Origin of the sequence: Ancylobacter aquaticus, from assembly GCF_004339465.1 — a bacterium.
GTDB lineage: Bacteria > Pseudomonadota > Alphaproteobacteria > Rhizobiales > Xanthobacteraceae > Ancylobacter > Ancylobacter aquaticus.
On sequence record NZ_SMFY01000005.1, the window covers coordinates 113,429 to 137,513 of the forward strand.

21 protein-coding genes and 5 pseudogenes are annotated in these 24,085 nt (G+C 63.3%); 17 read left to right on the forward strand and 9 right to left on the reverse strand.

Annotated features, from left to right (window positions below; translation table 11 throughout):
- Positions 1-25 precede the first annotated feature (25 nt).
- The 5 genes from EV667_RS20420 to repA all read right to left on the reverse strand — a co-directional run bounded on the left by EV667_RS20420 (position 26) and on the right by repA (position 4,611).
- Positions 26-436: a type II toxin-antitoxin system VapC family toxin gene (locus EV667_RS20420; protein ID WP_131837188.1), complete on the reverse strand. Its 411-nt coding sequence runs from the start codon at positions 434-436 to the stop codon at positions 26-28.
- On the reverse strand, positions 433-666 hold the full coding sequence (locus tag EV667_RS20425) for an AbrB/MazE/SpoVT family DNA-binding domain-containing protein (RefSeq protein WP_131837189.1): 234 nt from the start codon (positions 664-666) through the stop codon (positions 433-435). The genes EV667_RS20420 and EV667_RS20425 overlap by 4 nt, the downstream gene beginning before the upstream one ends.
- Before the next feature lie 76 nt (positions 667-742).
- Positions 743-1,972 carry a plasmid replication protein RepC gene (gene repC, locus EV667_RS20430; RefSeq protein WP_131837315.1) on the reverse strand — a complete coding sequence of 410 codons (1,230 nt, stop codon included), beginning with the start codon at positions 1,970-1,972 and terminating at the stop codon, positions 743-745.
- Positions 1,973-2,160: 188 nt separating this feature from the next.
- Positions 2,161-3,174: a plasmid partitioning protein RepB gene (gene repB / locus EV667_RS20435; RefSeq protein WP_131837190.1), complete on the reverse strand. Its 1,014-nt coding sequence runs from the start codon at positions 3,172-3,174 to the stop codon at positions 2,161-2,163.
- A 198-nt stretch (positions 3,175-3,372) separates the two neighbouring features.
- Positions 3,373-4,611, reverse strand: coding sequence for a plasmid partitioning protein RepA (gene repA, locus EV667_RS20440; RefSeq protein WP_207907824.1), 1,239 nt, complete (start codon positions 4,609-4,611; stop codon positions 3,373-3,375).
- A 671-nt stretch (positions 4,612-5,282) separates the two neighbouring features.
- On the opposite strand from repA, the gene EV667_RS22745 reads away from it, so the two are divergent.
- Both EV667_RS22745 and EV667_RS20450 read left to right on the forward strand, forming a co-directional pair.
- Positions 5,283-5,606 carry a WGR domain-containing protein gene (locus EV667_RS22745; protein WP_207907825.1) on the forward strand — a complete coding sequence of 108 codons (324 nt, stop codon included), beginning with the start codon at positions 5,283-5,285 and terminating at the stop codon, positions 5,604-5,606.
- Positions 5,528-5,917: pseudogene (locus EV667_RS20450) on the forward strand (transposase family protein); the annotation flags it as partial. The gene EV667_RS22745 and the pseudogene EV667_RS20450, both read left to right, overlap by 79 nt.
- On the opposite strand, the pseudogene EV667_RS22975 reads toward EV667_RS20450, so the two are convergent.
- A pseudogene (locus EV667_RS22975) lies at positions 5,917-6,427 on the reverse strand (transposase family protein); the annotation flags it as partial. The pseudogenes EV667_RS20450 and EV667_RS22975 overlap by 1 nt on opposite strands.
- 264 nt (positions 6,428-6,691) lie before the next feature.
- Here EV667_RS22975 and EV667_RS23275 point away from each other — a divergent pair.
- Positions 6,692-7,069 (forward strand): FadR/GntR family transcriptional regulator, encoded by a 378-nt coding sequence (locus EV667_RS23275; RefSeq protein WP_207907826.1) that lies wholly within the window; start codon positions 6,692-6,694, stop codon positions 7,067-7,069.
- Between the two features lie 135 nt (positions 7,070-7,204).
- Here EV667_RS23275 and EV667_RS20460 read toward each other — a convergent pair whose 3' ends face one another.
- Complete coding sequence (locus EV667_RS20460) at positions 7,205-7,726, reverse strand: tyrosine-type recombinase/integrase (protein ID WP_342636733.1); 522 nt, start codon at positions 7,724-7,726, stop codon at positions 7,205-7,207.
- On the opposite strand from EV667_RS20460, the pseudogene EV667_RS20465 reads away from it, so the two are divergent.
- The 7 genes and pseudogenes from EV667_RS20465 to EV667_RS20495 all read left to right on the forward strand — a co-directional run.
- Positions 7,661-7,933: pseudogene (locus EV667_RS20465) on the forward strand (IS66 family transposase); the annotation flags it as partial. The gene EV667_RS20460 and the pseudogene EV667_RS20465 overlap by 66 nt on opposite strands.
- 204 nt (positions 7,934-8,137) lie before the next feature.
- Positions 8,138-8,809, forward strand: a complete 672-nt coding sequence (locus EV667_RS20470) for a GntR family transcriptional regulator (RefSeq protein ID WP_131837192.1) — start codon at positions 8,138-8,140, stop codon at positions 8,807-8,809.
- A gap of 31 nt (positions 8,810-8,840) precedes the next feature.
- Entirely contained in the window at positions 8,841-10,007 is a 1,167-nt protein-coding gene (locus EV667_RS20475) for a mandelate racemase/muconate lactonizing enzyme family protein (RefSeq protein WP_207907827.1), read from the forward strand.
- On the forward strand, positions 10,004-11,215 hold the full coding sequence (locus EV667_RS20480; RefSeq protein WP_131837193.1) for a mandelate racemase/muconate lactonizing enzyme family protein: 1,212 nt from the start codon (positions 10,004-10,006) through the stop codon (positions 11,213-11,215). The genes EV667_RS20475 and EV667_RS20480 overlap by 4 nt, the downstream gene beginning before the upstream one ends.
- 58 nt (positions 11,216-11,273) lie before the next feature.
- Entirely contained in the window at positions 11,274-12,236 is a 963-nt protein-coding gene (locus EV667_RS20485; RefSeq protein ID WP_131837194.1) for a Bug family tripartite tricarboxylate transporter substrate binding protein, read from the forward strand.
- 75 nt (positions 12,237-12,311) lie between these two features.
- Positions 12,312-12,779, forward strand: coding sequence for a tripartite tricarboxylate transporter TctB family protein (locus EV667_RS20490; RefSeq protein ID WP_165901669.1), 468 nt, complete (start codon positions 12,312-12,314; stop codon positions 12,777-12,779).
- Positions 12,780-12,818: 39 nt separating this feature from the next.
- Positions 12,819-14,336, forward strand: a complete 1,518-nt coding sequence (locus tag EV667_RS20495) for a tripartite tricarboxylate transporter permease (protein ID WP_131837196.1) — start codon at positions 12,819-12,821, stop codon at positions 14,334-14,336.
- Between the two features lie 266 nt (positions 14,337-14,602).
- Here the strand turns inward: EV667_RS20495 and EV667_RS22985 are convergent.
- Positions 14,603-14,751: pseudogene (locus EV667_RS22985) on the reverse strand (IS21 family transposase); the annotation flags it as partial.
- Here EV667_RS22985 and EV667_RS20505 point away from each other — a divergent pair.
- Positions 14,751-14,996 (forward strand): annotated as a pseudogene (locus EV667_RS20505) (transposase); the annotation flags it as partial. The pseudogenes EV667_RS22985 and EV667_RS20505 overlap by 1 nt on opposite strands.
- Before the next feature lie 81 nt (positions 14,997-15,077).
- Here the strand turns inward: EV667_RS20505 and istB are convergent.
- A complete protein-coding gene (gene istB, locus EV667_RS20510; RefSeq protein WP_131837197.1) occupies positions 15,078-15,923 on the reverse strand; it encodes an IS21-like element helper ATPase IstB in 846 nt (281 codons plus the stop codon).
- Between the two features lie 269 nt (positions 15,924-16,192).
- Between istB and EV667_RS20515 the strand changes: the two genes are divergently transcribed.
- The 6 genes from EV667_RS20515 to EV667_RS20540 all read left to right on the forward strand — a co-directional run bounded on the left by EV667_RS20515 (position 16,193) and on the right by EV667_RS20540 (position 24,055).
- Positions 16,193-17,197, forward strand: coding sequence for a Bug family tripartite tricarboxylate transporter substrate binding protein (locus EV667_RS20515; protein WP_165901670.1), 1,005 nt, complete (start codon positions 16,193-16,195; stop codon positions 17,195-17,197).
- Positions 17,198-17,202: 5 nt separating this feature from the next.
- Positions 17,203-18,582 (forward strand): MmgE/PrpD family protein, encoded by a 1,380-nt coding sequence (locus EV667_RS20520; RefSeq protein ID WP_131837199.1) that lies wholly within the window; start codon positions 17,203-17,205, stop codon positions 18,580-18,582.
- Positions 18,583-18,651: 69 nt separating this feature from the next.
- Positions 18,652-19,152 carry a hypothetical protein gene (locus tag EV667_RS20525; RefSeq protein WP_207907828.1) on the forward strand — a complete coding sequence of 167 codons (501 nt, stop codon included), beginning with the start codon at positions 18,652-18,654 and terminating at the stop codon, positions 19,150-19,152.
- An 8-nt stretch (positions 19,153-19,160) separates the two neighbouring features.
- Entirely contained in the window at positions 19,161-20,711 is a 1,551-nt protein-coding gene (locus EV667_RS20530; RefSeq protein ID WP_131837200.1) for a tripartite tricarboxylate transporter permease, read from the forward strand.
- Positions 20,712-21,121: 410 nt separating this feature from the next.
- Positions 21,122-22,549, forward strand: a complete 1,428-nt coding sequence (locus EV667_RS20535; RefSeq protein ID WP_131837201.1) for an MmgE/PrpD family protein — start codon at positions 21,122-21,124, stop codon at positions 22,547-22,549.
- A gap of 3 nt (positions 22,550-22,552) precedes the next feature.
- Positions 22,553-24,055, forward strand: coding sequence for an aldehyde dehydrogenase (locus tag EV667_RS20540; RefSeq protein ID WP_131837202.1), 1,503 nt, complete (start codon positions 22,553-22,555; stop codon positions 24,053-24,055).
- Positions 24,056-24,085 lie beyond the last annotated feature (30 nt).

Genomic DNA, 24,085 nt, shown 5'->3' on the forward strand with positions numbered 1-24,085 from the left:
ATTCCTGATCCTCCGCAACGCATTCCTAGACGCCGGTTTCCGGCGAGATCAGCGACAGTGAGGGAAAATAGCGCGAGTAGCGGCCGCTATCGCGCGTGAGCAAAGGCAGCTCGCTCACCGCCGCATGAGCGCCGATGATGAAATCCGGCAGCACACCGGTGCGGGTGCCACCCGCCTTGCGGTAGGAGGCAAAGACCTTGCCCGCCAGAAAAAGCGCCGCGCGCGGCACAGGCGCAACAGCTATCCCCGTTTCGCTCAGAACCGCCTCGATAGCCTCGATCCGTTCATAGCGAACAGAAAGCTCGGCGTAGACGACATCATTGATCAGCAACGGACCGCGCAGAGATGCCGCCTCCAGCTGGTCGATCGACCATTGCGCCCAGTGCGGGTCATCGGTGACCAGATCGAGCAGGACATTGGTATCGATCAAGGTCACGCGTCACCGCGCGTCAACGCCATGATCGCATCCGTCGTCAGCCCCCTGCCGGCATGCCCGCGCAATTTGGCGAACCTACTGGGCGCGCGTTCTTTGTCCGCCCGCGTCAAGACAACACTGCCATCCGGTGCGCACCGAAAATCAACTCGGCTCCCCGCCACAATGCCCAGAAGGTCGCGCACGGGCTTGGGGATCGTCACCTGGCCCTTGGACGTCACGGTCGTGCTCATCATATCAACCCCGGTAAGGATACTCGAAATAAAAGTATTACAGTCACGCTCGCCCTACAATCCGCCTGGCCCGGCCTCACGCCCGTTTTTTCTCGCCCTTCCGCTTGCCGATCAGGGCCATCAGCATCGGTCCGATGGAAAAGGCACCGGTCTCTGCCTTTCGCGTCAAATCCCGGATATAGCCGCCAGCGCTGTTAATCGCCGTGCCGCGCTGGAGAATGGCGGCGACCGCCACGGACGCCTGAACCTCGCCCATGGCGGATTGCGCCTCCTCCCAGGCGCTAGGGCTGATCCCCAGCATTGGCCGGACGATGGCAACGGTCGCCATGAAGTCCCGCCAGTTGGAAATTCCGCCCCGGGCATAGTCGACGATATCGGGGCAGGCATCGAGGATCATGCCGAGGGGGTAGGCGCCTTCTGGCTGGCGCGGCGGTTCTGTCTTCAGTTCGGTCCCCGCCCCCCTGCTTTCTCGAAAGCGTGGTTCAAGATCAATAGGGGAGTCTGGATTTGAATTCTGTTTGTGGCGCTCAGTTCGAGACTCATTGGCGCTCGAAACTGACGTTTTCAAATGCGCTTCCAGCAGGGTAAGGATCTCGTCGGCGAGCAGCGCCAGATCCTCGGCGATCGGCTCCAGCGCCGGCCGGATGGCGTTGCGTGGAATCCGCTCGACAATGGCCCGGAAAAGGCCGTGGATCTCCATCCAGTCGGCAGGGCCCTGCCCTCGTCCGCGCGTGGGCACGCCTTCCGCGATCCCGGTGGCGATCATCTTGGCGATGTCCCGCCGGCACAGGGTGATGCGCTCGCGCACCAGCTTGAGTGCCCGATCTTCAGCCCTCACCTCCTCAGCCCAGGCTTCGAATTCATCGGCCCGCGCCACCAGCGGCGACAGATCGAAACCGAAAGCCAGTTCGATCTCGCCGCCCCGGTCCTTGCGGGCATAGCGCTTGCCGTTGGGGCTGTCGCGCCGCACGATCAGCCCGGCATCGACCAGCACCGCGAGATGCCGGCGCAGCGTCGCAGGCGCCATGCCGTGGGCCCGCAGTGACAATTGCTGGTTGGAGGGGAAGACGATGAGGTCCTGTCCGGTCAGCGCCGTTTCCGGATGGAAGGACAGCAGCGCGTCGAGCACCGCAAGTGCCCGCTCGGAGACACCGATGCGCGCTTTCGCGGTGCAGATCGACCGGAACACGTTCCATTTGTGTACCGCCTTGTCGAGCGGGCGCGCCTTTGCCACTGCCTGGCTTGCCACATGGGCAAGCGATAGCGACCGCCGCCCAAAGGGCGTCGTCGTGATATGTCGTTCCATTCTCTTCCGCCTGTGTTCAGGCAAAAGAAATCTGCTCGCCGAAACGGCGCTAAGGCCTCGAAAGGCTTGACGGTGATTCCAGGAAGTGCGATTCTCAGGTTGCTAGACGTTGAGAAGGGCTTCCGGGACTCGTTTCGGGGGCCTTTTTCTTTTTGCCGGGTATATGTTCGGTGCCGGTAGCTCCGATTTCAGCCGGTCATTCCGTCATCCGCATCTCCCTTCCTTACCTTTGAAAACTCGGCGAACAGCGTATCGAGCCGCGACACAACGAAATCCGCAAAGGCAGGCACAGCCTTCTCATTGAAGACCAGTGCCGTCCGCCCGGCGGCTCGCTGGACATGGCCGCCCCGCCGTCCCTGTGGCGTGGCCCACACATCCGCCCGTGTGGGCGGGCGCGCCTTGTAGGCTAATTTCTGCCAGAGCGCCTGAAACCGCCGGTCGCTATCCATCGCCTGGATTGCGGGGTCGTCGAATATCGCCTCCACACTCGAGAGCAGTTTCTGGTTTTCCAGCTTCTCCGCCAAGCCAAGCCATCTAGCCCGTCCCGATTTCGGCGCCGGGCCGATCCGCCGAATGAGCGGTTCCGGAATGCGGCGCGCAACCGCGATGTATCGGCTAAGATCGCCTTTGTCCGTGGACAGGGCGGCGATAATGGTCTGCCGGTCGTGGCCGGCATCCTCGAGCCGCTTTGCGAAAAGCGCCTTCTCGATGAAGGATAGGTCTTGGCGGTCGAGGTTCTCTCGCCCCTGAGCGACGACGAGTTCGGCGTCGCTCAGCGTCTTGACGATCGCCTTCACCTGACGCCCCAGCCTTTCAGCGGCGCGAAGGCGACGGCGTCCATATGCGATTTGGAAACGCCCGGTAGCATTCGGGTGCGGTCGCACAAGCACCGGCACCTGCTGCCCGTGCTCGGCCATGCTCATCACCAGCTGCTCGAAACCCGGATCGATCTCGATCGAGATGCGATCGGCGATGGTCGAGCCTTCAATCTGGCTCGGTTCGAGCGACACCACCACGTCGCTAGCGGCGAGTTGTTGCTTCAGCCGCTCCCCGGCCTTTGCCGTTTCCGACAATTCCTGGAGTGACGCACCCATAGCGGCGACTGCACCGGTGCGAACGCGCTCGACCGAGCGGGCAGGGGAGGCCGCCGTCGCATCAGGCTTCGTCATGAACAGCGAATTGATCGCATCCTTACGACTCATCGCATCTGCTCCCATCCCACGGCGAGGGACCCGCGCCCGCGCGAGCAACCCTGTTGGGAGCTCCCAACAGGAAGACCCGCACCCCGGCTAAGCGCCCCGGGCCGGCAGCAGCGTTAGGCTCGACTCCGGTGGTGTTGGGAGCTCCCAACACCACACCCCACGGGCCGGGAGCCCCGAAGCTTGCACTGCAGCTCGCCCTCATTGCGCCCGCCCCCAAGCCGCCTTGATCAATCCCTCGATCTCTGCGTTGACCGCGTCAAGGGCCTCCATGGCGCGGTCATAGGTGGACCGCGTCAAGTTTTCGCGCCCGATTTCATAGAGAGTCTGCTTGGTCAGCCCAGCATCAGAGACGGCGGCGGATTTCACCATCGGGTTGGTCAGGACAAAGTCATCGAACAGGTTCCGCAGCAGCGCCGCCACTTTGGTTTGCGGCGCATCCTGCGGTTCGAAGCGGGTAAACAGATAGCGAATAAAATCATACTTCAGCTCACCGCCCGCCTCACGGACCACGCCCAGAAGATCACGCGTCATAAGTAGGAACTGGCTCATCGAGGCGATATCAAGCATCTGCGGATGCACCGTGACGATCATCGCAGTGGCTGCGCACAGTCCGCTCAAGGTGAGAAAGCCGAGCTGAGGCGGGCAGTCGATGACAATGACGTCGTAACGGTCGGCAACCTCGTCAAACGCCGCCGCAACGCGCGTGAAGAAGAGATCCTCCCGCGAGCGGTCCGTCGCCGCAAGGGCCTTCGGCGTGGTGTGCTCGAACTCCATCAGTTCGAGATTGCCCGGCACCAGATCGAGGCCCTCAAAATAGGTCGGCCGGATGATATCCCGCAGCGGCCGGCGTGCGCCATCGTAGCGAATGGCGGCGTAGAGTGTCTCGTTTGCCAGCACGTCGGTCTCGGGCAGCACGCCCAGCAGAGCGGAAAGGCTGGCCTGCGGGTCGAGGTCGACCGCCAGCACGCGGTAGCCCTGCAGCGCGAGATACTGCGCTAGGTGGGCTGAGGTCGTGGTCTTTCCCGATCCGCCCTTGAAATTGGTTACGGCCAGCACCTGAAGATGTTCGCCTGCGCGACGGTGCGGGACAAACTCGATGCTCTCCCGTCCGCGGGTCGAGCCAGCCAGAAGACCGCGAACCTCATTGATCTGGCCGAGAGTGTAGAGGCGGCGCCCGTTGCCGGCCGTGTCCGGCATCGGCCCCTCGCCCGCCAGCGTCATCTTCCGCAGGGTCGAATCGGAAACACCAATCAGCCGCGCCGCCTCGCCCGATGTGAAGCGGCGAAGAACCTTCTTCGCCGAAGGCGGAAACATCGCCTCACTCATCGCCTGAAGCTGCGAACTCAGCATCTCGGCCTGGGCGCCAATGGTCTCGTCGACCCTGGGCAGCAGTTTTCGCGCATGTTCAGCGGCGAGGTTCACGTTGAAAGCCTTCATCACGGATTTTTTCGAAGTAAGACGATTTCTCCGTGACGATACTGACCAGCCGACCGGGCGCAAGCCCTTAGTGGTTAACGGCAGCTTAACGTCGCAATCGCGACCCCGCCGACCCGGTGATCAGACGTCGATATCATGTGTGTTTACTGTTAGTTATGACTTCCTCGTCAAGCTCGCTAAGCCTCTTATCCTCCCCGTTTATTCTCGGCAGGACGGAATGCAATCATCCCGTTTCGGCCTTTTCGCGGGGGCCCTTACGAGAATCGCCCCCGCGACTCACCCCGGCAGGGAATGGCGAGCGCACCATCACCATGGGTGGGCGCCGGTTCCTGACAAGGGGCCCGGCCTTGTCGAAGCGGCCCTTCGGCGTTTGTGACAGCGGAGACCTCTGTGCCCAGCGGAACTTGCGCTTCGAGTTGGATACCCCGCTGGGGGAGGGGAGTGGGCACGCTCAAAGATATCCTGCAACGGGACCGGCGCCACGAATGCGACATCCACTCCCTGACAGCCGGCTAAGTGCAGCACGCCGAGCGAACCCGCTCCGCCGGGCGGCCACCGGCCTAATGCGATGCCCTAGGGCAGCCCCGAACGTCACCGGAATGAACCAGTCGGCGCCGACCGATTCAAAACTCTGGTTGAACGCTACATGATTGGCGCACGACTCTTGGTGCATGATCGCACAGCCCTACCAGCTCTATGTCGAACGACGAGACCCGGCCCGAAGGATGGCCCACCATTACATGCTGTCGATCGATCCGACGCTGTTCGAGGAAATCTGCCTCTCCCGCCGCTGGGGCCGCACCGGCACACGCGGACAGGCAAAGTGCCATTCCTTCGCGCGGGAGGAGGACGCCACTAGGTGTTTGATCCCGGGCTTTGATGGTGCAGACTTTTCGCGGGAGTGGAAGGAGGCACTATGGGCCAGGTTCTTCACGGGAGCGCCACGACGACAGAGGCGGTCCGTCGAGCGATACAGCATAGACAAGAGAGCCTGAGAGCGCTGGCGAAGCGTTACGGGATCAATCAGAAGACCGTCGCCAAGTGGAAGAAGCGGACCTCGGTCGCCGATCTGCCGACGGGGCCGCGTGAGCCGACATCGACGGTTCTGTCGATCGAGGAAGAGGCCATCATCATCGCCTTCCGCCGGCATACGCTGCTGCCGCTCGACGACTGCCTCTATGCCTTGCAGGCGACGATCCCGCATCTGACGCGCTCATCGCTGCACCGCTGCCTGCAGCGCCACGGCGTCAGCCGGCTGCCGGAGGTGGAGGGCGACAAGGAGCCGAAGAGGCGGTTCAAGTCCTACGGTCGGCAGCGAGTGAACACGATCCCTTCACGCACCGCAGTAGTCCCGGATCGTCTCGTTCATGAAGACGCTGTCGTTGTCGGTATACAGGCCCAGCAACGGAAACGGCATCTCGGCGCGGAGAGCATCAATGACAGCGACAACGAGCGACTGTTCCCGGACAAGAGGCGGCGCGCATTCCGTCCAGCCGGACGCGATGTCGGTGAGAACAAAAATATGGGCAAATGAGCCCGAGGCGACGGGGCCGGAATGCGAGACAAGGTCAGCCTCGACAAGCCCCGGCGGCGGATCGTTCCAGTCGGAGAAAATCCTCACCGGGATCGAGCGACGCAACGCCGACATCGACGGGCGCCGTCGCTTTCCCGCGCCGGCTCGCTCGCGCTGCGGCCCAAGAACCCGATCGATGGTCGAGGCGCTCATGGCCATCAAGCCGGCACGAACATTTTGTGCCAACGTGAGGTGGCCGTGTTGCTCCATGGCGGGAATGAGAATTGGAACCAGCGCCTTCATGTGAATAAGCGCAGTAGCGAGACCTCGCCACTGATGGCTTCAACTGATTGAAATAGCTTCAGGAATTTCATTTCGACTGGGGTCCCGATCGGCGCAGATCGGGACCCCAGTCATCTCCGACGTTTATCAACCAAATTAAAGGGTTAGGCCGTTTCCAGCCAGGGTCCCTCTCCGGCGCTTATTCACAACTAACATGTGACTATGGCCAATAGAGTTCACAGCAGATCCGACGACCAGCGTGTATCTCGCCGATCGCCTTCTCGCATGGGGGTATCGGAAGCCATAATTTCCGTCGCGAAGCAACTGACAGCGTGGATCGAGACCGGACGCTATCCGCTGCATACCCGCCTTCCGCCGGAGCGCCAGCTGGCGGAAATGTTGCGTGTCTCGCGCGCCAGCTTGCGCGAGGCACTTCAATTGCTGGAAAACGACGGTCGCATCTGGCGCCGCGTCGGCGTTGGGACCTTCGTGGGTGGAAGCCCCAGATCCGTCGGCTCGCAACTCGAATCGCTGGGTTCGGCAACGACGCTCCCTGCCTGGCGCCGGCTTCGTCATTGTCAAGTATGGCGAGGCGCGCGCCGTGCGCGGCCAACAAAAGTGCAGCGGCCCTGCCTATGCCGTTCGCGGAGGCGGCACCTGTGATGATGCCCCTGCGGCCTTCCATAAGGCGCCCCGTAAGGGACAGGCCGCCCCAGCTTCCGTCCGTGGTTGCCATTATGCGTTTGTCCGTGTGTTGCTGCCGCCCGGTAACGGCGGGGGTGCCCTCTTGGCAGTGTGTCATCTCACAGCCGGATGTACGTTCTTCCGTGTGGACACAGGAAAGCGAATAAGGCGGGAACACGAGTTTCTCATATGACTGAAGCGCTTATGGCACGTGGAGCTGGCCAATTCCGGAATTGGGCAGCGTGTCTCAACGCCGGGCGCTTTGGCAGGATGACCGGACGGGTCGCCGACCCAGTGCGGGGTCGCGCCGAGGCCGTAGGCAGCCGACACGACAGCGAGGTCCCCGCCGGCAATGCGGTTGTGCCGCAGGGTGTGTATGAAGACGCGCTTGTCGAGCCGAGCGACGGAAGCTGCCATCCTGCACGCCCGGTCGAGCTGCCGGGTGGTGATGGGCTGGCCGGGATCGCGACAGGGAAACAGCCAGTCCTGCGGCCGCCGCTCCTTCCACCGACGGCGCAGCAGGTCGAGCAGATCGGGCGCGAGCATCACGTTGCGATCCTTGCGACCCTTGCCCGCGATAACCGGCCCTGGGGTGGTTTCGATCCGCCTGGCGTCATTGTCTATGCGCCCGACCACAAAAACTGAGCGGCCAATCGCCCATCTCCATTTACCGGCATCCTGCAGGTCGATGGCTACGCGGTCAGCCTTGCGTTCGGCTGGGCGCATGTTCGGCGGCGGTTCTACGAGCTTTCCCAGGCCGGCCCCGCGCCGATCGCCGGCGAGGCCCTGCAGCGCATCGCCGACTTCTATTGCGTCGAGGCTGATATCCGTGGCCGGAGCGCAGGGCCGCACGGCAGGAAATGAGCAAGCCGGGGGTGGTCGGGCGTTCCAGCGACCGAGCCATCCACTTAGCCGCATGTGTAGACATTTTTACGCGATAAATGACGGTATAGTCCGGAATGTTATTCCTTAACAACTTGATTTATCTGTGCTATTTTTATTTCGTAAGTGTGTTGACACTTTTTAGTCGATCCATATGATTGCCTCATGAAAACAAAGGCTCGTGCTAGCGCCCAACTGCGCGTTGAATCCTCGGTGCCGCATATCCAGGCGGAGATCGAGCGGCTGATCGCCAATGGCGAAATCGATGCAGGCGAGCGCGTCAAGGAAGCCGTCATTGCGCAGCTTCTTGGCGTCAGCCGGGGGCCGGTGAGAGAAGCCTGCCGGCTTCTGGAACGGGTGGGCCTGCTCAAGTCGGTGATGAACAAGGGCTTCTATGTGCGCTCACTAAGCGCAAAGGAAGCGCTCGATCTCTATGATCTCCGCCGAAATCTCTTCGGAATGGCAGGTCGGCTCGCGGCCCCGCGCATTGACGACCTTAAGATACAAGGTCTCGAGCAGGTATATAACGCCATGAACGAGGCGATCAGCGAGAATGATACCGTTCGTTTCTACAATCTCAACACCGACTTCCATCAGCAGGTCGTCGAGTACGCCGATAATTACAGGCTGACTGAAATCTGGCCCACCTTGGAAAGCGAACTTCAGCTCTTCCGCCGGCAGGGTCTTTATACCGTCGCGTCCATGCAGAACAGCAATCGCGAACACCGCGTCATCCTTGATGCGCTGGCCAGCGGGAACCCCGAACTCGCCCAGCGTGCCACGGAGCAGCATATTGCAGAAGGCAAGGTCCGCCTTCTGCGCAACATCAATGGCTGAACGATAAACGGCCATTACGGGAGGCTTTGTAGTGTCAACACTTTCTGAACTCGCTTTGCCTGCAGAGGCGAGCGTGGACGCCTCGTTTGTCATCAAGGACATCCGCGCGAGCGTCCACACCATCTCGATTCAGATTCCGCTGCTCAGCGAGAAGATCGCCGGCTTCGGTCGCGAGGAGCAGACGGAGTTCGTGTTCTGCGAAGTCGAGACCGCCGCGGGCGTGACCGGCATAGGCATGACAGGGCAGTTCTTGCCCCACGCCGTGGTCGAGACGCTCCATACCCACATCCTGCCGCTTGTTCGTGGCATGGACGTGCGCGATGTCGAGGCCGTCCACTCCCGGGTCTGGTGGAAGCTCAACGCCCGCGCCATGACCGGCGTCATTTCCAGCGCTCTTTCCTGCCTCGACATCGCCATGTGGGACATTCACGGCAAGGGCGTGGACCGCACCATCGCCGGGCTGCTCGGTGGCGCACGCAAGAATGTGCCTGCCTACTGCACCTTCGGCTTCCCGCAATACGACCTCGATCTGCTGGCGGAAGCCGCCAAGCTTCATGTCGCCAACGGCTTCAAGGGACTGAAGCTGGTAGTGGCCGTAGACAAGGGCGGCTGGCGCGAGGATGCCCGGCGAGTGCGCAAGGTGCGTGACGCGGTCGGCGACGACATCGATATCATGATCGACGCCAACTACCTGTTCAATCCGGTCCAGGCCAAACAGCTCTGCCGCGCCATCGAAGATTGCAACATCACCTGGTTCGAGGAGCCGCTCCACCAGAACGACGCCCGCGCAATGCACGACCTGCGGCGCTCGACCCGCATCCCGATCGCGGGCGGACAGAATGAGGGCCATCGCTGGCGTCTGCGCGAGCTGGTCGAGAAGCATGCCGTCGATATTCTTCAGCCCAATTGCTGTTTCAACGGCGGGTATACCGAGACCCGCAAGGCCGCCCATCTGGCGCAGGCCTACAATCTGCCCATCGCCAATGGCGGCGGCTGGCCGCTGTTCAACATGCACACCATGGCCGGCTTGATGAACGGCTGGTACGTGGAGTGGCATCTCGGCATCGTCTCGATCGGCGAGGCGTTCTTCAAGGACGCGCCGGTGCCGGTGAATGGCGAGATCACGCTCTCCGACAAGCCCGGTCTCGGCCTCACCGTCGACTATGACGCGGTGCGCTCGACCAGGGTGAAGCCATGAGCGCGCTTGCTTCCCCCACTCTCTCGGCGCGCCGCCCGGCCGTCTCCATCGTCGAGATCCGCGAGAAGACGGTGTCAGTCGCATCGCCGATCCGCAACGCGGTCGTCGATTTCAGCCAGATGACAGCAAGCATCGTCGCGGTGGTCACCGATAGGGTACGCGACGGCAAGCCGATCATCGGCTACGGCTTCTCCTCCAATGGGCGCTATGCCGCTGGCGGCCTGCTGCGCGAGCGCTTCATTCCCCGCATCCTGCGCGCCGATCCAGCCGCGCTTGTCGACGAGGAGAGCGGCAATCTCGATCCCTTCGCCATCTGGAAGGTGGCGATGCAGAACGAGAAGCCGGGTGGCCATGGCGAACGTTCTGTCGCTGTCGGCGTGCTCGACATGGCGATCTGGGACGCGGTGGCCAAGATCGAGGACGTGCCGCTCTACAAGCTGCTCGCGGACCGCTATCGCGGCGGCGCCTATGACGAGAAGGTCTTCGTCTATGCGGCGGGCGGCTACTATTACCCCGGGAAGGACATTGCCGGCCTGAAGGACGAGGTACGCAGCTATCTCGATCGCGGCTACACGCAGGTAAAGATGAAGATCGGCGGCGTTCCCCTCGCTGAGGATCTTCCGCGCATCGAGGCCGCCATCCAGGTGCTCGGCGACGCCTCAAGGGTCGCGGTCGACGCCAATGGTCGCTTCGACCTCAGGGCCGCGCTCGCCTGCGCGGATGCCATCAAGCCCTACGGCCTTGCCTGGTACGAAGAGCCCTGCGATCCGCTGGATTACCAACTGCACGCCATCGTCACCTCCGCCTATGGCCTGCCCATGGCGACTGGCGAGAACCTGTTCTCGCATCAGGATGCGCGCAACCTCATCCGCTATGGCGGCATGCGGCCCGACCGCGACTGGGTACAGTTCGACTGCGCGCTGAGCTACGGCCTCGTGGACTACATCCGGACGCTCGATGTGCTTGATGAGCATGGATGGTCGTCGCGCCGCTGCATCCCGCATGGCGGGCATCAACTCTCGCTCGCCATCGCGGCGGGGCTGGGGCTGGGCGGCAACGAGTCCTACCCGGACGTCTTCTTTCCGTTCAACGGCTTCGCTGACGAGACGCCGGTGGAAGATGGCTACATCGCCCTGTCCGATGCCCCCGGCGTCGGGCTGGAGCGCAAGTCCAACCTCTACGAAACGCTGCGTTCGTTGGGGGGGTAGTGCCTATCCGACTGCCAAATGAACAAAGTCGCCGAAAACGGCGACCGGAGGAAACGCCATGACTATCTTCTGCAAAACGATCGCACGTGCCGTTCTGTTCACCGGAATGCTGTCGGCCGCGCCCGCCGTCGCCGCGGAATATCCCTCGCGCGACTTCACCTTCGTGGTGCATGGCTCGGCGGGCGGTGGCAGCGACATCATCGCCCGCACCGTCACCAACATCATCGCCCAGAAGAAGCTCATCCCGACGAAGATCATCGTCGAGAATCGCCCCGGCGGCAGCGGCGTAATCGCCTACACCTATCTCGCCGCGCGCAAGGACAACCCGTACTACCTCGGCACGATGTCCGGTAGCTTCTTCACGACCGCGCTGAGCGGGGATTCAACGGTCTCCTACGAGGACTTCACCCCGCTCGCGGCGATCGCGGAAGACCCCTATGTGATGGTGGTAAGCGCCAGTTCCGGCATCGAGTCGGTGAAGGATCTTGTCGCCAAGGGGCACGCCAATTTCGGCGCGACCGGCGTGCTGACCGACCATGCGCTGCTCGCGCGCATGTTCCAGGACAAGACCGGGCTGAAGGCCAGCGTCGTGCCCTATGGCGGCGACGGCGAAGTGCTCGCCGCGCTTCTGGGCGGACATATCGACGTCCAGTTCGGCAATCCTTCCGAGGTGCTGGAGCAGATCAAAGCGGGACGCCTCGTGCCGCTGGCGATGACCACCACGGAACGCGTGTCGGTGCTTCCCGATGTGCCGACCCTGAAGGAGCAGAATGTCGACATCGAGCTTGGCCAGCTGCGCGCCTTCGTCATGCCGAAGGGCCTGAAGCCGGCGGATGTCGCCTACATGCAGAACGTGTTCAAGCAGGTAGCCGACAGCCCTGAATGGAAGGCCCAGTACCTCGACAAGAACAACGCCAATGCGGTGTTCCTCGACAGTGCCGCTCTTGGAGAGCGCTTCAAGGAGCTCAATGACATGTATCGTGGCTTCATGAAGGAGATGGGCCTGCTCAAGAAGCAGTGACTCGTCGACGGGGCGGGCGGTTTACTCCGTCCCGTCAACCGATTGCTTCAAGGGATGCGAGCCGAGGGACATGCGATGAGACTGGCCCATCTGGATATCGCGGGTGCTGTTTGCTTTCTCGTCTTCAGCGTCTGGATGATCGCGTTGGCGTTGGGCTACGGCATCGGCGGCATCAATGTTACGGGAAGCGGGTTCTTCCCGCTGATCGCCGGCACGATCATCCTCATCTGCAGCATCGGCGTCTTGTTCGACCGTACCGCGCGGCGCGCCTTCGAGGATGATCGGCTGTCGCTGTCGCAACTGGCGCCGGTTGCCGGCATCACCCTCGCCACGGCCGCGCTCATAGCTTCCTTGCCCTGGGGCGGGCTCGTGCCGCTCACCATGCTCTACGTGCCCGCCGTTTCCTACTGCGTGGAGCGGCCGACCAGCCTGCGCGGACACGTCGCCATCTGGTGCCTTGGCGTCATCGCCGCGCTCGCCAGCTACTACCTCTTCGATGTGGTTCTCGAAATCCCACTGCCCTGGGGCACCTGGGAAGACTGACGGCCCCCCGGGCGCAGCGCACCAACGCAGGAGCCAATCATGGAAACGCTCTCTCTGCTTCTGTCGGGGCTCTCGGTCGCCATAGGCCCGAGCTATCTCCTCGCGACCTTTTCCGGCGTGATGCTCGGGTTGGCGGTCGGCGTGCTGCCGGCGCTCGGCCCATCCGCCGCTATCGCGATCCTGTTGCCAGTCATCCTCAACTTCGACCCGCTGGTCGCCATGGCGGCGCTCGCCGGAACCTACTACGGGGCGATGTACGGCGGTGCCGTGACGTCGATTCTTCTGGGCATCCCCGGCGAATCCGCCGCCATGATGACGATGCTGGACGGCTATCCGCTGGCGCGGAGCGGTCAGGCCGGACGCGCGCTCGGCATGAGTATCTTCGCCTCCTTCGTCGGCGGGCTGATCGCTTTGATACTCTTCGTGGCGGTGAGCCGGCAGTTCGCCGAGTTCGCCATCGCCTTCGGGCCGGCCGAGATGACCTCGCTGATGATAATGTCATTGTGCTTCACGACGGTGCTTGGCGGAGACAACAAATTCAAGGGCTTCATTTCTCTCGCCCTCGGCGTGTGGCTAGGCATGGTCGGTATCGACATCATCTCCGGCTCCACCCGTTATACGCTCGGAATGCCAAATCTGCTGGAAGGCTTCGAGTTCACCGTCGTGGCTATCGGTGTCTTCGGTCTTGGCCAGATCCTGAGCGCACTGGATCAGCAGTCCCTCGGCAAGTTAGCTACACCGAGCTACACTTTTCGATCTTTGTTCCCCCGCCTTGCGGACGTTCTGGTCTGCTGGAAGGATCTGGTCGTGGGCTCGATCATCGGCTTCGTGGTCGGCGTCCTGCCAGGTGCGGGCGCGACGACATCGACGATTTTCGCCTACGCGGCATCGAAACGGATGTCGAAGACCCCCGAACGCTTCGGCAAAGGGGCCGTGGAAGGGGTTGCCGCACCGGAGGCCGCTAACAACGCGGCGTCCTATGCAGCGATGATCCCTCTGCTCACGCTGGGTATACCCGGCTCTGCCACCACGGCCGTTATGATGGGCGGGCTTCTGATGCTGGGACTTCAGCCGGGGCCGCTGCTGTTCACGACCCGTCCCGACTTCGTCTGGCCGCTGATCGGCACATTCTATATCGGCAATATCATGCTGGTAGTGCTCACCATCGTGCTAACCCCACTGCTTGCGGCCATGGTATTCGTGGCGCCACGCTATCTGTTTCCGATGATATGTTCCGTCGTGCTCTACGGGATCTACAGCATCAACAACAGCGTGTTCGACATGGGTGTCGGGCTGGCCTTCGGCGTTCTGGGCTACCTGTTCGACAAGCTGCGCTATCCTGCCGTTCCCGCGCTGCTCGGCCTCATCCTCGGGCCGATCCTTGAACAGGGCATCCGTCGTGCGCTCATCAGTTCGCAGGGCGATCCGATGATCTTCCTCGAGCGCCCCATCTCGCTGACGCTGCTGCTCCTGACCTTGGCGCTGTTCGTCCTGCCGGCGGCGAAGCGCCTGCTCTGGAAGCGTCCGTCGCGCCCGCGGACGCTTGAAACTCCCTAGAGACCGTTTGCGAATGGGTTGAGGCGATGGCGGCGGCATGATCCAAGATTGGGATGTGGATCCGAGCGAGCCGTGGCGGGATGGCTGGATCTGAGCAGCGCGCGAAGCGCTACCCGACGGATTTGATGGATGAGGAATGGCGCTTCATCGCGCCATTTCTGCCGCTGGTGCCCAAGCGCAGTCGAGGCTGCATCCTGAATCGGACGCCGTCGGTGCGAACCGTTGCACGACTGATGCCCATCGCCCGGGGCAAGGCCCGGGCAGGGGGCGTCGAACACCATCTCCTGGGTCTCACGCGGATAAGCTTGGATGTAAAAGCGGCGGCAGTGGCAGAGCTGCAGGTGGGCCACCTTCACCGTCAGCGGCGTGCCGCCGATCTCCACCGATCGTGGCTCCAATTGAACTGGTAGGCGTCTGTTCGCCGACCTGCACCAGTTGGAGCAGCGCATTCAGGACGTGGCGACGGAGATAACTGCGATTGCAGATCGAGAAGATGTTGCCCGCCGGCTCATGACGATCCCCGGCATCGGAGCACTCGGCGCCACCGCCCTTCTGGCGGCCGTCGGCGACGGACGCCAGTTCCAGAAGGCCCGCGATCTGGCTGCATGGCTAGGTCTTGTCCCGCGGGAACACTCGACGGGGTATAGCGCGACAATCTTGATGAGAGCGGCGCGTCAATCAGGATGAGAACAGATTGTCGCGGCGGGTTGAGATTGGTGCTTTTGATTGTCGCTGGCAAGGTCAGCCTGATGGCTTGTCGTCTCCCGTCGGCGCTTGGTCGATGGTCTTGATTGTCGCGTAGGTCGGCGGCCTGCCTGCTCCGGTGCGACGTTGAACGGCGGCCCGGCGCCGGTAGCTCTCGACATTCATCTCGAAGATCGTTGCGTGATGCACGAGGCGGTCGACGGCTGCGAGCGTCATGGCGGGATCCGGGAAGATCCTGTTCCATTCGCCGAAGGGCTGGTTTGCGGTGATGAGGGTGGAGCGGCGCTCGTAGCGGGAGCTGATCAGTTCGAACAGGACGGACGTCTCGGCTTGGTCCCTGGCGACGTAGGCGAGATCATCGAGGATCAGCAGGAGGTACTTGTCGAGCCGAGCGATCGCGGCTTCCAGGGACAGCTCGCGGCGAGCGACCTGCAGCTTCTGGACGAGGTCAGAAGTGCGGGTGAACAGCAACCGCCAGCCGTTTTCGATAAGCGCCAGGCCGATTGCCGCGGCGAGATGGCTTTCCCCTCCGCCGGGCGGGCCGAACAAGATCAGGTTCGCACCCCTCTCAAGCCAGCCATCTCCGCAACAGGTCGCCATGACCTGGGAGCGCGAGATCATCGGCACGGCGTCGAAGGCGAAGCTGTCCAGGGTTTTGCCAGGCGGGAGAAGCGCTTCGCCGAGATGACGTTCAATGCGCCGCCTGTCCCGCTCGGCGATCTCGTGCTCAGCGAGGGCGGCGAGGAAGCGGGCGGCGGGCCAGCCTTCCTTATCGGAACGCTGGGCGATCTCAGGCCAGTTCAGCTTGATGGCGGGCAGACGCAGATCGTTGAGGATAAGGGCCAGTCTCTGTGCATCGGTAGGGTGAGTGACTGAGGTCATACCGCCGCTCCTGACAACAGCACGTCATAGACGGCGAGCGGGACGAGTTCGACGCTTACCAGTGGCAGTGCGGCTGGATCTGGCGCGAAGCGTCTTCGCCCTAAATGGTCTCAAGGGCGCTGACGGCAGACAGAAAATTCCTGGGCAGTATGCGCTCCGGTTATGCTGAAAGATTGGAAATTATTATCGCCGGTATCCGCAGCTCGTTATCCTCTACCAAGATCAAGAAAGGTTCGCCGTCAAGACGGGCCACTATGGGAGGACCAAACGTGAAAAGCGGCACCACGCGTCGTGAGGCGCTCAAGCTGACAATGCTGGCAGGCGCGAGCCTGGCATGCCCCAACATTGTGCGTGCGGCGGATAAGTATCCGAGCCGGCCGATCAAAATCGTCGTGCCGTTCGCGCCCGGCGGGTCGAGCGACCGCTTGTCCCGCGTGGCCATGCCCTTCGTCCAGAAGGAATTGGGGCAGCCGCTTGAGGTCGTTTACCAGCCCGGCGGCGGAACCGTGCTCGGCCACACCTACCTGCTGAACCAGCCGCTCGACGGCTATACGATTTGCAACAGCGCTGTCACCTACATCCCCCTGACGATCGCGCAGGGGCTGGCGCCGTTCAAGGTCGACGACTTCTCAATGATCAATCTGCCCTCGCGCGATTTCACCATGGCGGTGACCGCGAAGGACACCTCGGTCAAGAGCTTCGCCGACGCGCTGGACCGGCTGAAGAAGGACCCGAGGAGCGTGAGTCTCGGTGTGCAGGCGAGTTCGGTCGACTACGTTAACATGATCCTTGTGCTGCAGGCCGTCGGCATCGACACGGCGAAGATCCGCCTCGTCACCTATGATGGCGGCGGGCCGGTTCGTAACGCCGCGGCGGGCGGGCAGATCGACGTCGGCTTTGCCGGCGCCGAGGGCTTTATCAACCTCCGGGACAAGATTCGGGTGTTGGCCGGCTTCTGGGACGAGACCATCGCCGAGTGGAGCGGTGCGCCGCTGGTCAGCAAGATCGCGACCGAAACCGGGATCAAAGTAAACTATCTGCCCGGCGCGTTGCGCGGCTGGGTAGTGCCGACCAAGCTGAAGCAGGAGCAGCCGGAAATCTTCAAGACCCTGGTCGGCGCCTTCGAGCGGGCGACCAAGAATCCGGAAGCCATTAAGGCTTCGCAGGTCCAGCAACTCGGGCTAGTCTGGTACGGACCGGAAGCCTCCGACGCGATGTATCAGAAGACAGCGAAAGTCCTCCAGGAGCACGCCTATCTCCTGAAAGGCAGCTGAGCGGCATGTCGCTGACGGGGCATATCGGAACGTTTGCGGCGACGATGGCGGCGGACGGCATGCCTTCGGAGGCGCGCGAACGCGCGCGGCGCGGTTTCGTCGATTGCCTCGCGGTGATGGTCGCGGGCAGCACCCAAGAGGGCGTCCGCATCCTGCGGTCGACCTTGGGGGCGGGCACCGCCGGTGGCGAGGCTTCGCTTCATCTCTCGGAGCTTCGAGCCTGTGCGGTCACGGCAGCCTTGGTCAACGGCACGGCCGCGCATGCACTGGACTATGACGACACCTCCCCGGCCGGCCATCGCAGCGCCGTCCTGGTGCCGGCGATCCTCGCCGAGGGCGAGGTGATCGGCGCGACGGGCGCGGCCATGCTCACCGCCTATGTCGTTGGTTTCGAGGTCTGGTCCGAGCTGGCGCGGCGCGAGCCAGGCCAGCTTCATGAGCGCGGATGGCATCCGACGGGGGCCTATGGCGCCGCCGCCGCCGCCGCAGCCATCGCCAATCTGCGCCGCCTCGGGTCTATCGAGGCGGTTCATGCGATCGGCATCGGCGCGTCGCAGACCGGTGGGTTGGTGGCGAATTTCGGCTCGATGACCAAGCCGTTCCATGCTGGCCGGGCGGCCTCGTCCGGTCTGCTTGCAGCAAGGCTAGCAGCAAACGGCATGACCGCCTCCGACACCGTCATCGAGCACCCCCAGGGCTTGCTCTCGGCAGTTTCGCATCAAGGAGGGGTCGACCTCGAAAGCCCCTGCCGGCTGGGAACGGCATGGCGGATTCTGGAACAAGGCCTCAGCTTTAAGAAATACCCGGTCTGCTACTGCAGCCATCGGGCGATCGACGCCATTCTCGATCTGCGCGTTCAACTCGGCTTCGACGCTGCCGACATCGTGGAGATCGAGGCGAGGATCGGCACGACACAGGCGACCGTGCTGGAGCATCACCGGCCGACCACGGCTCTGGCAGCGAAGTTCAGTCTGGAGTTCGCCCTCGCCTGCGCCGTGCTGGACGGTGACGTTGCGCTGGCGCATTTGACGGATGCGCGGGTGCAGGCGCCGGCGATGCGCGATCTGATGGCGAAGATACGTGTGGCCATCATTGCGGAACGCGATCCGCTGCTGCCCGGCTATTCGCCTTACGACCAGGTGCAACTGCGGCTTGCGTCCGGCGAGGTGCGGCTGAGCAAGCGCGTGGCGCGCGCGCGCGGCCACATCACCGACGCCGATCTGCGTCGCAAGTTCAACGACTGCCTCGCCTTCGCTGGGTCGGACCTCGACGCCGATGCGATGTTCGATCTTCTGCAGGACTTCGAGGAATTGCCGGCCGGATGGACGGCGTCACTTCCGCGGATTCGACCGCCATCCCGGTCCGCGCGAACGGCGGCCGGATAACCCTCGCGCACCGAGCGCGAAGGGCGAGAACAAGACTGATCGGGAAAAACCGACGCAGTGGGAGTGAAGATGCGCATTCGAAATCAGCATTACGTCGTCGACTGGCTCCACCTCGGGTTCATTTTACTCATGGTCGTGAGCATCACCCTCTATCTACTCAATGCCCGTCACGTCTCGACCAGCCTCAACAACCTGCTGCTGCTCCAGCCGTTGGCTTTCTGCGCGCTGGCATTGTGCGCGCTGATCGTGCCGCAGTGCTTCCGCCGCGCCGACAGGCCGGCGGACGCCGATGTCCTGCTCGAAGACGACCCGCTGGCGCCATCGCTGCCACAGGGCGGCAAGGAACTGGCCCGCGTCGTGGTGCTGGGGCTGGCGCTCGGCCTGATGATCTTCTCGCTGAACGTCGTCGGCTTCGACGTGGCGATCTCGCTGTTCTGCATCGCCGCCATGGCGATCTGCGGTGAGCGGCGGCCGGTGGCGCTCATCGTCTACCCGCTCGCCGTTACCCTGGCAGCCGTCTACGGATTCAGGGCGCTCATGTCCTATCCGATGGTCACCTTCATTCTCTGAGGCCCAATATGATCGACATGCATGCAATGGCGGGCGCTCTCGACCTCATGGGGACCTCAGTCGCTTCATGGGGATGGATCATTCCCGGCCTTATCGTCGGCCTCGTCTTCAGCGCGATCCCGGGCGTCTCGATCACCATGGCCATGGCGATTGTGCTGCCGATGTCGCTCTACATGGATTTCTTTCCAGGTGTGGTGTTCCTGACCTCGGTCTATACTGGTGCCGGCTTCGGCGGATCGGTGCCGGCGATCCTGATGAACATTCCCGGATCGCCCTCGTCCTATGCGACGACGTTCGACGGCTATGCCATGTCGAAGAAGGGTCTGCACAACGAGGCGCTCGGCTATGCGCTGTTCGCCTCGACCATCTGCGGCCTGCTCGGCTATGTGCTGCTGCTGCTCGTCATCGAGCCGCTCGCGAGTATCGTGCTGAAGATCGGTCCGTTCGAGATGTTCTCGGTGGCGATGTGGGGCATGCTGCTGCTCGGATCGCTCGGCACGCGCTACGCCACCCGCGGCCTTCTGGCCGCCGCGTTCGGCATCCTGCTCGGCACGGTGGGCATGAATACCGCCGGCTTCGTCCGCGGTACGCTAGGGATGCCTGAACTGCTCGGCGGCATATCGACCGTGCCGGCGATGATCGGGCTCCTAGCCTCCGGCCAACTCCTTTCGCTCGCCAGCAAGGACTACATCCTCGACGCCGAGAGCGCCCGGACGGTGAGCCTCAGGAGGATCCTTGCGGGCTGCTGGGGAACCTTCCGGTATCCCGGCGTGCTGATCCGCGGTTCGGTCATCGGCATCGTCATCGGCGCGGTTCCCGGCGTGGGATCGTCGGTCGGCAACCTCATCGCCTATGCTGAAACCAAGAGAACCGCCAAGGACAGCGCCACCTTCGGCAAGGGCAATCCGAAGGGCGTGATTGCGGCGGAATCCGCGGTTGCTAGCGCCGAGGGCGGCTCCATGGCGACCATGCTGGCCCTCGGCATTCCTGGTGGCGGGGCCACCGCGATCCTGCTTGCCGCGTTCATGATGCACAACATCGTGCCCGGGCCGTCCTTCATCCAGAACCAGAAGGACATGGTCTACGCGATCATCCTGAACAACATGGTCCAGGCGGTGCTCCTACTGGTGGTCGGCATCGGATTCATCTATCTCGCCTGCAACATCGTGCGCATTCGCACCCGCTACATCCTGCCGGCGATCCTCGTCATCGCGACCATGGGCACCTATGCCGTCGAGGGGTCGATCGGTGGGCCGATAACGCTCTTCGTCTTCTCGATCATCGGTTTCGCGCTGGTGAAGTTCGAATATCCCGTCGCCCCGGTCGTGGTGGGGCTGCTGCTCGGACGCATGCTGGAGACGGAGTTGCTGCGCTCCTACCAGCTGGCCGGCGGCGACATAACCTATGTCTTCGAGCGCCCGGCGACGATGGCGATACTCGCCGTCATGATCTTCTCGCTGACCATGACGGCCGTCAGTAAGCGCCGCCAAAGCCGGGCCAATCGGGACGGCAACCTGAGCCGGATTCTGGCTACCGAGCAGCCGGAGCCCCGGGGGTGATGGTGGTTCGCCAGCATGCGGCTGCAGCATGCCAGAATGTCAAGATATTCTGTGACGTAATACTTACGCGGCGTTATGAAATCTCTCAGGCAAGTACATCCCGCGACCGCGTCGCGACCGGAGGTCACGGAGTGGAGCAAGCCGAGTAATAGAAGATCGCTACACGACCGTGCATCGTCGAATGAATTTCGGACTGCGATCGTGGTGCCCGGCGTTGCCGAGGCGAAGACAAGGATCGCCGTCGCCCAGAGCGTGACCGGCGATCGTACCAGACGAAGCAGTGAAGCGGCCAGCAAGGAGCCGGCCACAAAAGCCCCGATGACATCTTGTCGGGGAATGCCACCGATTTTGCTTTTCCGCGACTTTCGGGGCCACGCCCCGGCAGTTCGCGTCCGACGGAGAGAACCGAGATGAAGAGTGCCCTTGCCCGCGTTTTTGCCGACTTTGCCGCCGGCCTGACCGCCGCCGACGTCCCGCCCGAGGTCCGGCAGGCCGGTCACCTGCATCTCGTCGATACGATAGGTGTCTGCATCGCCGGCGCCGCGCCGAGCGAGGAAAGCGGGCAGGCGGCCCGCAGGCTCGCTGCGAAGTGGCAGGCGGCGAGCGGCGCTACCGTGTTCGGCCTGGGCACTCAATGCCGCTCGGAGATGACCGCGCTGATCAATGGCGCGCTCGCCCAGGCGCTCGAGATGGACGACAAGCACGGTTCGTCGCTGGCACGTCCGGGCTCCACCGTGCTGCCGGCCGCGCTTGCCGTGGCCGAGGAGGACGACGGCACCGTCGCCGACGTCGTGACGGCGATCGCCGTCGGTTATGAGATTATGATCCGGCTCGGCTTCGTCGCCGGCAAACGCTTCCTCGCCCGCGGCTATCACACAAGTTCGCTGCTGGGGGCCTTCGGCACTGCGGCGACGGTGGGGCGCCTGCGCGGATGTACGTCGGACGAGATCGTGAATGCCTTCGGCATCGCCGGCTCCATGGCGTCGGGCATACAGGAATCGACCCGCACCGGCGCGACCTCGAAGATTCTGCATGGCGGATGGGGCGCCCATAGCGGCATCATCGCCATCGATCTCGCCATTGCCGGCATCACCGGGCCGGAAAGCGTGTTCGAGGGCAAGATGGGCTTCTTCGAGACGCACCTCACGCCCATCGAGGGCACGCTCAACTGGGTGACGCCTGCAGCGGGGCTCGGCACGCACTGGTATCTGCCGGCGACGGCGTTCAAGCCCTACCCCTGCTGCCAGCTGCTCCACGCCTTCATCGAGGCCTGCAAGCAGCTGCTGGTTGAGTTGGCGCGCGACGGCGTGTCGTTGGACCGCATCGAGCGCGTCAATTGCAAGCTCGCCGAGCCGGGCCTCACGCTCGTCACCGAGCCGCGCGAGCGCAAATGGGCGCCGCGGACCCGCCATGAGGCGCGCTTCAGCCTGCCCTTCACAATTGCCAGCGCGCTGCTTCACGGCGATGTCGGCCTCGAGACCTTCAGCGACGCGCGTCTCGTCGATCCGGCGATCCGCCAGCTCGCGAGCCGCATCACCGCCGAGCCGGACCCGGATTCCGACTATCCCGCGCATTGCCCGGCACGGATGGGGATCAAGATAGACGGCGGCAAGGTCTACTCCAAACACATTCCCTATCATCCGGGCAGTGCCGAAGCGGCCCTGTCGCAGGCCGACGTTCTCGACAAGTTCGCCCGCAATACCAGGTGGCTGTTCGGCGACGGGGCGCACGATGCCGGTGTCGCGCTGATCGACCTCCCCGAATCCACGCCGCTCGCCGCGCTCGTGCGCGACATAGCCGCCCGCGCGGTCGGCAGCTGCGTCAGGGAAGGGGTCTGATCCATGGCCGCGACGCAGCAGGCCGACGCGAACGGCGCAATCGGTGACCGCCTGTACATAGGCGGCGAATGGGTCCTGCCGCATTCGGGCCGGGTCATCGCCTCGATCGACCCGTCTACCGAAACGGTGTGGAAGGACGTGGCGGAGGCCGATGAGGTCGATGTCGACCGCGCCGTGGCGGCGGCCGGGCAGGCAATGCAGGGGCCGTGGGCACATAAGCTCACACCGACGCAGCGTGGCGGACTGCTCCTGCGGCTCGCCGAACTTATCCGGCGCGACGCGGCACGGCTGGCCGAAATCGAGAGCCGCGACAACGGCAAGCCCATTAGGGACACGCTCGGCGAGATGCAGCGATCCGCCGATTGGATCACCTATTATGCCGGCGCGGCGGACAAGATCCTCGGCGATCAGATTCCCTTCCGTCCCGACGCCTTAGCCTATACGCGGGAGGAGCCAATCGGCATCGTTGCCGCCATTCTCCCGTGGAACTCGCCTATCCTGCTGGCCTCGTGGAAGCTCGGTCCCGCCTTGGCGGCCGGGAACTCCATCGTGCTGAAGCCTGCCGAGCAGACGCCCGCGAGCATGCTGGAACTCGGTCGCCTCGCGGAAGAGGCGGGCTTTCCCGCCGGGGTCGTCAACATCGTCCCCGGCTATGGCGAGACGGCCGGCGCGGCTCTGGTCGCCCATCCGAAGGTCAACAAGATTACCTTCACCGGCGATCACCGAACGGCGCAGAGGATCATGCAGAGTGCGAGCGGCACGCTCAAGCGCTGCACCTTCGAATGCGGGGGAAAGTCGCCGCACATCATCTTCGCCGATGCCGATCTGGAAAAAGCCGTGACGGTGGCTATTCACAGTGCCTTCCGCTCCACCGGCCAGTCCTGCTCGCTGGGCTCGCGGCTCTTCATCGAGCGTTCGGTCTATGAGCGGATATCGGCGGAACTCGTCGATCGTGTTCGACGCATACGCGTCGGCATGCCGCTCGATCCGCGCACCCATATCGGCCCGCACACGTCGGCGGAACAGCTTGCAAAGACGCAAAGCTACATCGCGCTCGGCTCGGCCGAAGGCGCACGCCTCATGACGGGCGGCGGCAGACCGGCGATGTTCGAGAAGGGCTATTTCATCGAGCCAACCGTGTTTGGCTACGTCGACAACCGCTCGCGCCTCGCCCAGGAGGAGGTCTTCGGGCCGGTGCTGGCTCTGATTCCGTTCGATACGGAGGACGACGTGGTCGAGATGGCCAATGACGTGGATTACGGCCTGGTCTCCGGGCTGTGGACGTCCGATGTGACGCGCGCTCATCGCGTCGCTGCCCGGCTCCAGTCCGGCCTGGTGTCGGTCAATACCTTCCGGCCGGTGCACTGGATGCTGCCTTATGGCGGCTACAAGATGAGCGGCATCGGACGCGAGAGCGGCATGGACGTGATCCGGCAATACACCGAGACCAAGACCGTGGTCATTGAGCTCGCCAGGGGAGAGCCCCACGACCCGTTCGCCAATTAGCGTCCGCGCTTGTCACCATGTGTCGTTTAG

Bases quoted from the DNA above. Each gene is read 5' to 3' on its own strand.
- EV667_RS20425 (WP_131837189.1), bottom strand. From the start codon at position 666: ATGAGCACGACCGTGACGTCCAAGGGCCAGGTGACGATCCCCAAGCCC.
- repC (WP_131837315.1), bottom strand. From the start codon at position 1,972: ATGGAACGACATATCACGACGACGCCCTTTGGGCGGCGGTCGCTATCG.
- repB (WP_131837190.1), bottom strand. From the start codon at position 3,174: ATGAGTCGTAAGGATGCGATCAATTCGCTGTTCATGACGAAGCCTGAT.
- repA (WP_207907824.1), bottom strand. From the start codon at position 4,611: ATGAAGGCTTTCAACGTGAACCTCGCCGCTGAACATGCGCGAAAACTG.
- EV667_RS22745 (WP_207907825.1), top strand. From the start codon at position 5,283: ATGATCGCACAGCCCTACCAGCTCTATGTCGAACGACGAGACCCGGCC.
- EV667_RS23275 (WP_207907826.1), top strand. From the start codon at position 6,692: ATGGGGGTATCGGAAGCCATAATTTCCGTCGCGAAGCAACTGACAGCG.
- EV667_RS20470 (WP_131837192.1), top strand. From the start codon at position 8,138: ATGAAAACAAAGGCTCGTGCTAGCGCCCAACTGCGCGTTGAATCCTCG.
- EV667_RS20480 (WP_131837193.1), top strand. From the start codon at position 10,004: ATGAGCGCGCTTGCTTCCCCCACTCTCTCGGCGCGCCGCCCGGCCGTC.
- EV667_RS20485 (WP_131837194.1), top strand. From the start codon at position 11,274: ATGACTATCTTCTGCAAAACGATCGCACGTGCCGTTCTGTTCACCGGA.
- EV667_RS20490 (WP_165901669.1), top strand. From the start codon at position 12,312: ATGAGACTGGCCCATCTGGATATCGCGGGTGCTGTTTGCTTTCTCGTC.
- EV667_RS20495 (WP_131837196.1), top strand. From the start codon at position 12,819: ATGGAAACGCTCTCTCTGCTTCTGTCGGGGCTCTCGGTCGCCATAGGC.
- istB (WP_131837197.1), bottom strand. From the start codon at position 15,923: ATGACCTCAGTCACTCACCCTACCGATGCACAGAGACTGGCCCTTATC.
- EV667_RS20520 (WP_131837199.1), top strand. From the start codon at position 17,203: ATGTCGCTGACGGGGCATATCGGAACGTTTGCGGCGACGATGGCGGCG.
- EV667_RS20525 (WP_207907828.1), top strand. From the start codon at position 18,652: ATGCGCATTCGAAATCAGCATTACGTCGTCGACTGGCTCCACCTCGGG.
- EV667_RS20530 (WP_131837200.1), top strand. From the start codon at position 19,161: ATGATCGACATGCATGCAATGGCGGGCGCTCTCGACCTCATGGGGACC.
- EV667_RS20535 (WP_131837201.1), top strand. From the start codon at position 21,122: ATGAAGAGTGCCCTTGCCCGCGTTTTTGCCGACTTTGCCGCCGGCCTG.
- EV667_RS20540 (WP_131837202.1), top strand. From the start codon at position 22,553: ATGGCCGCGACGCAGCAGGCCGACGCGAACGGCGCAATCGGTGACCGC.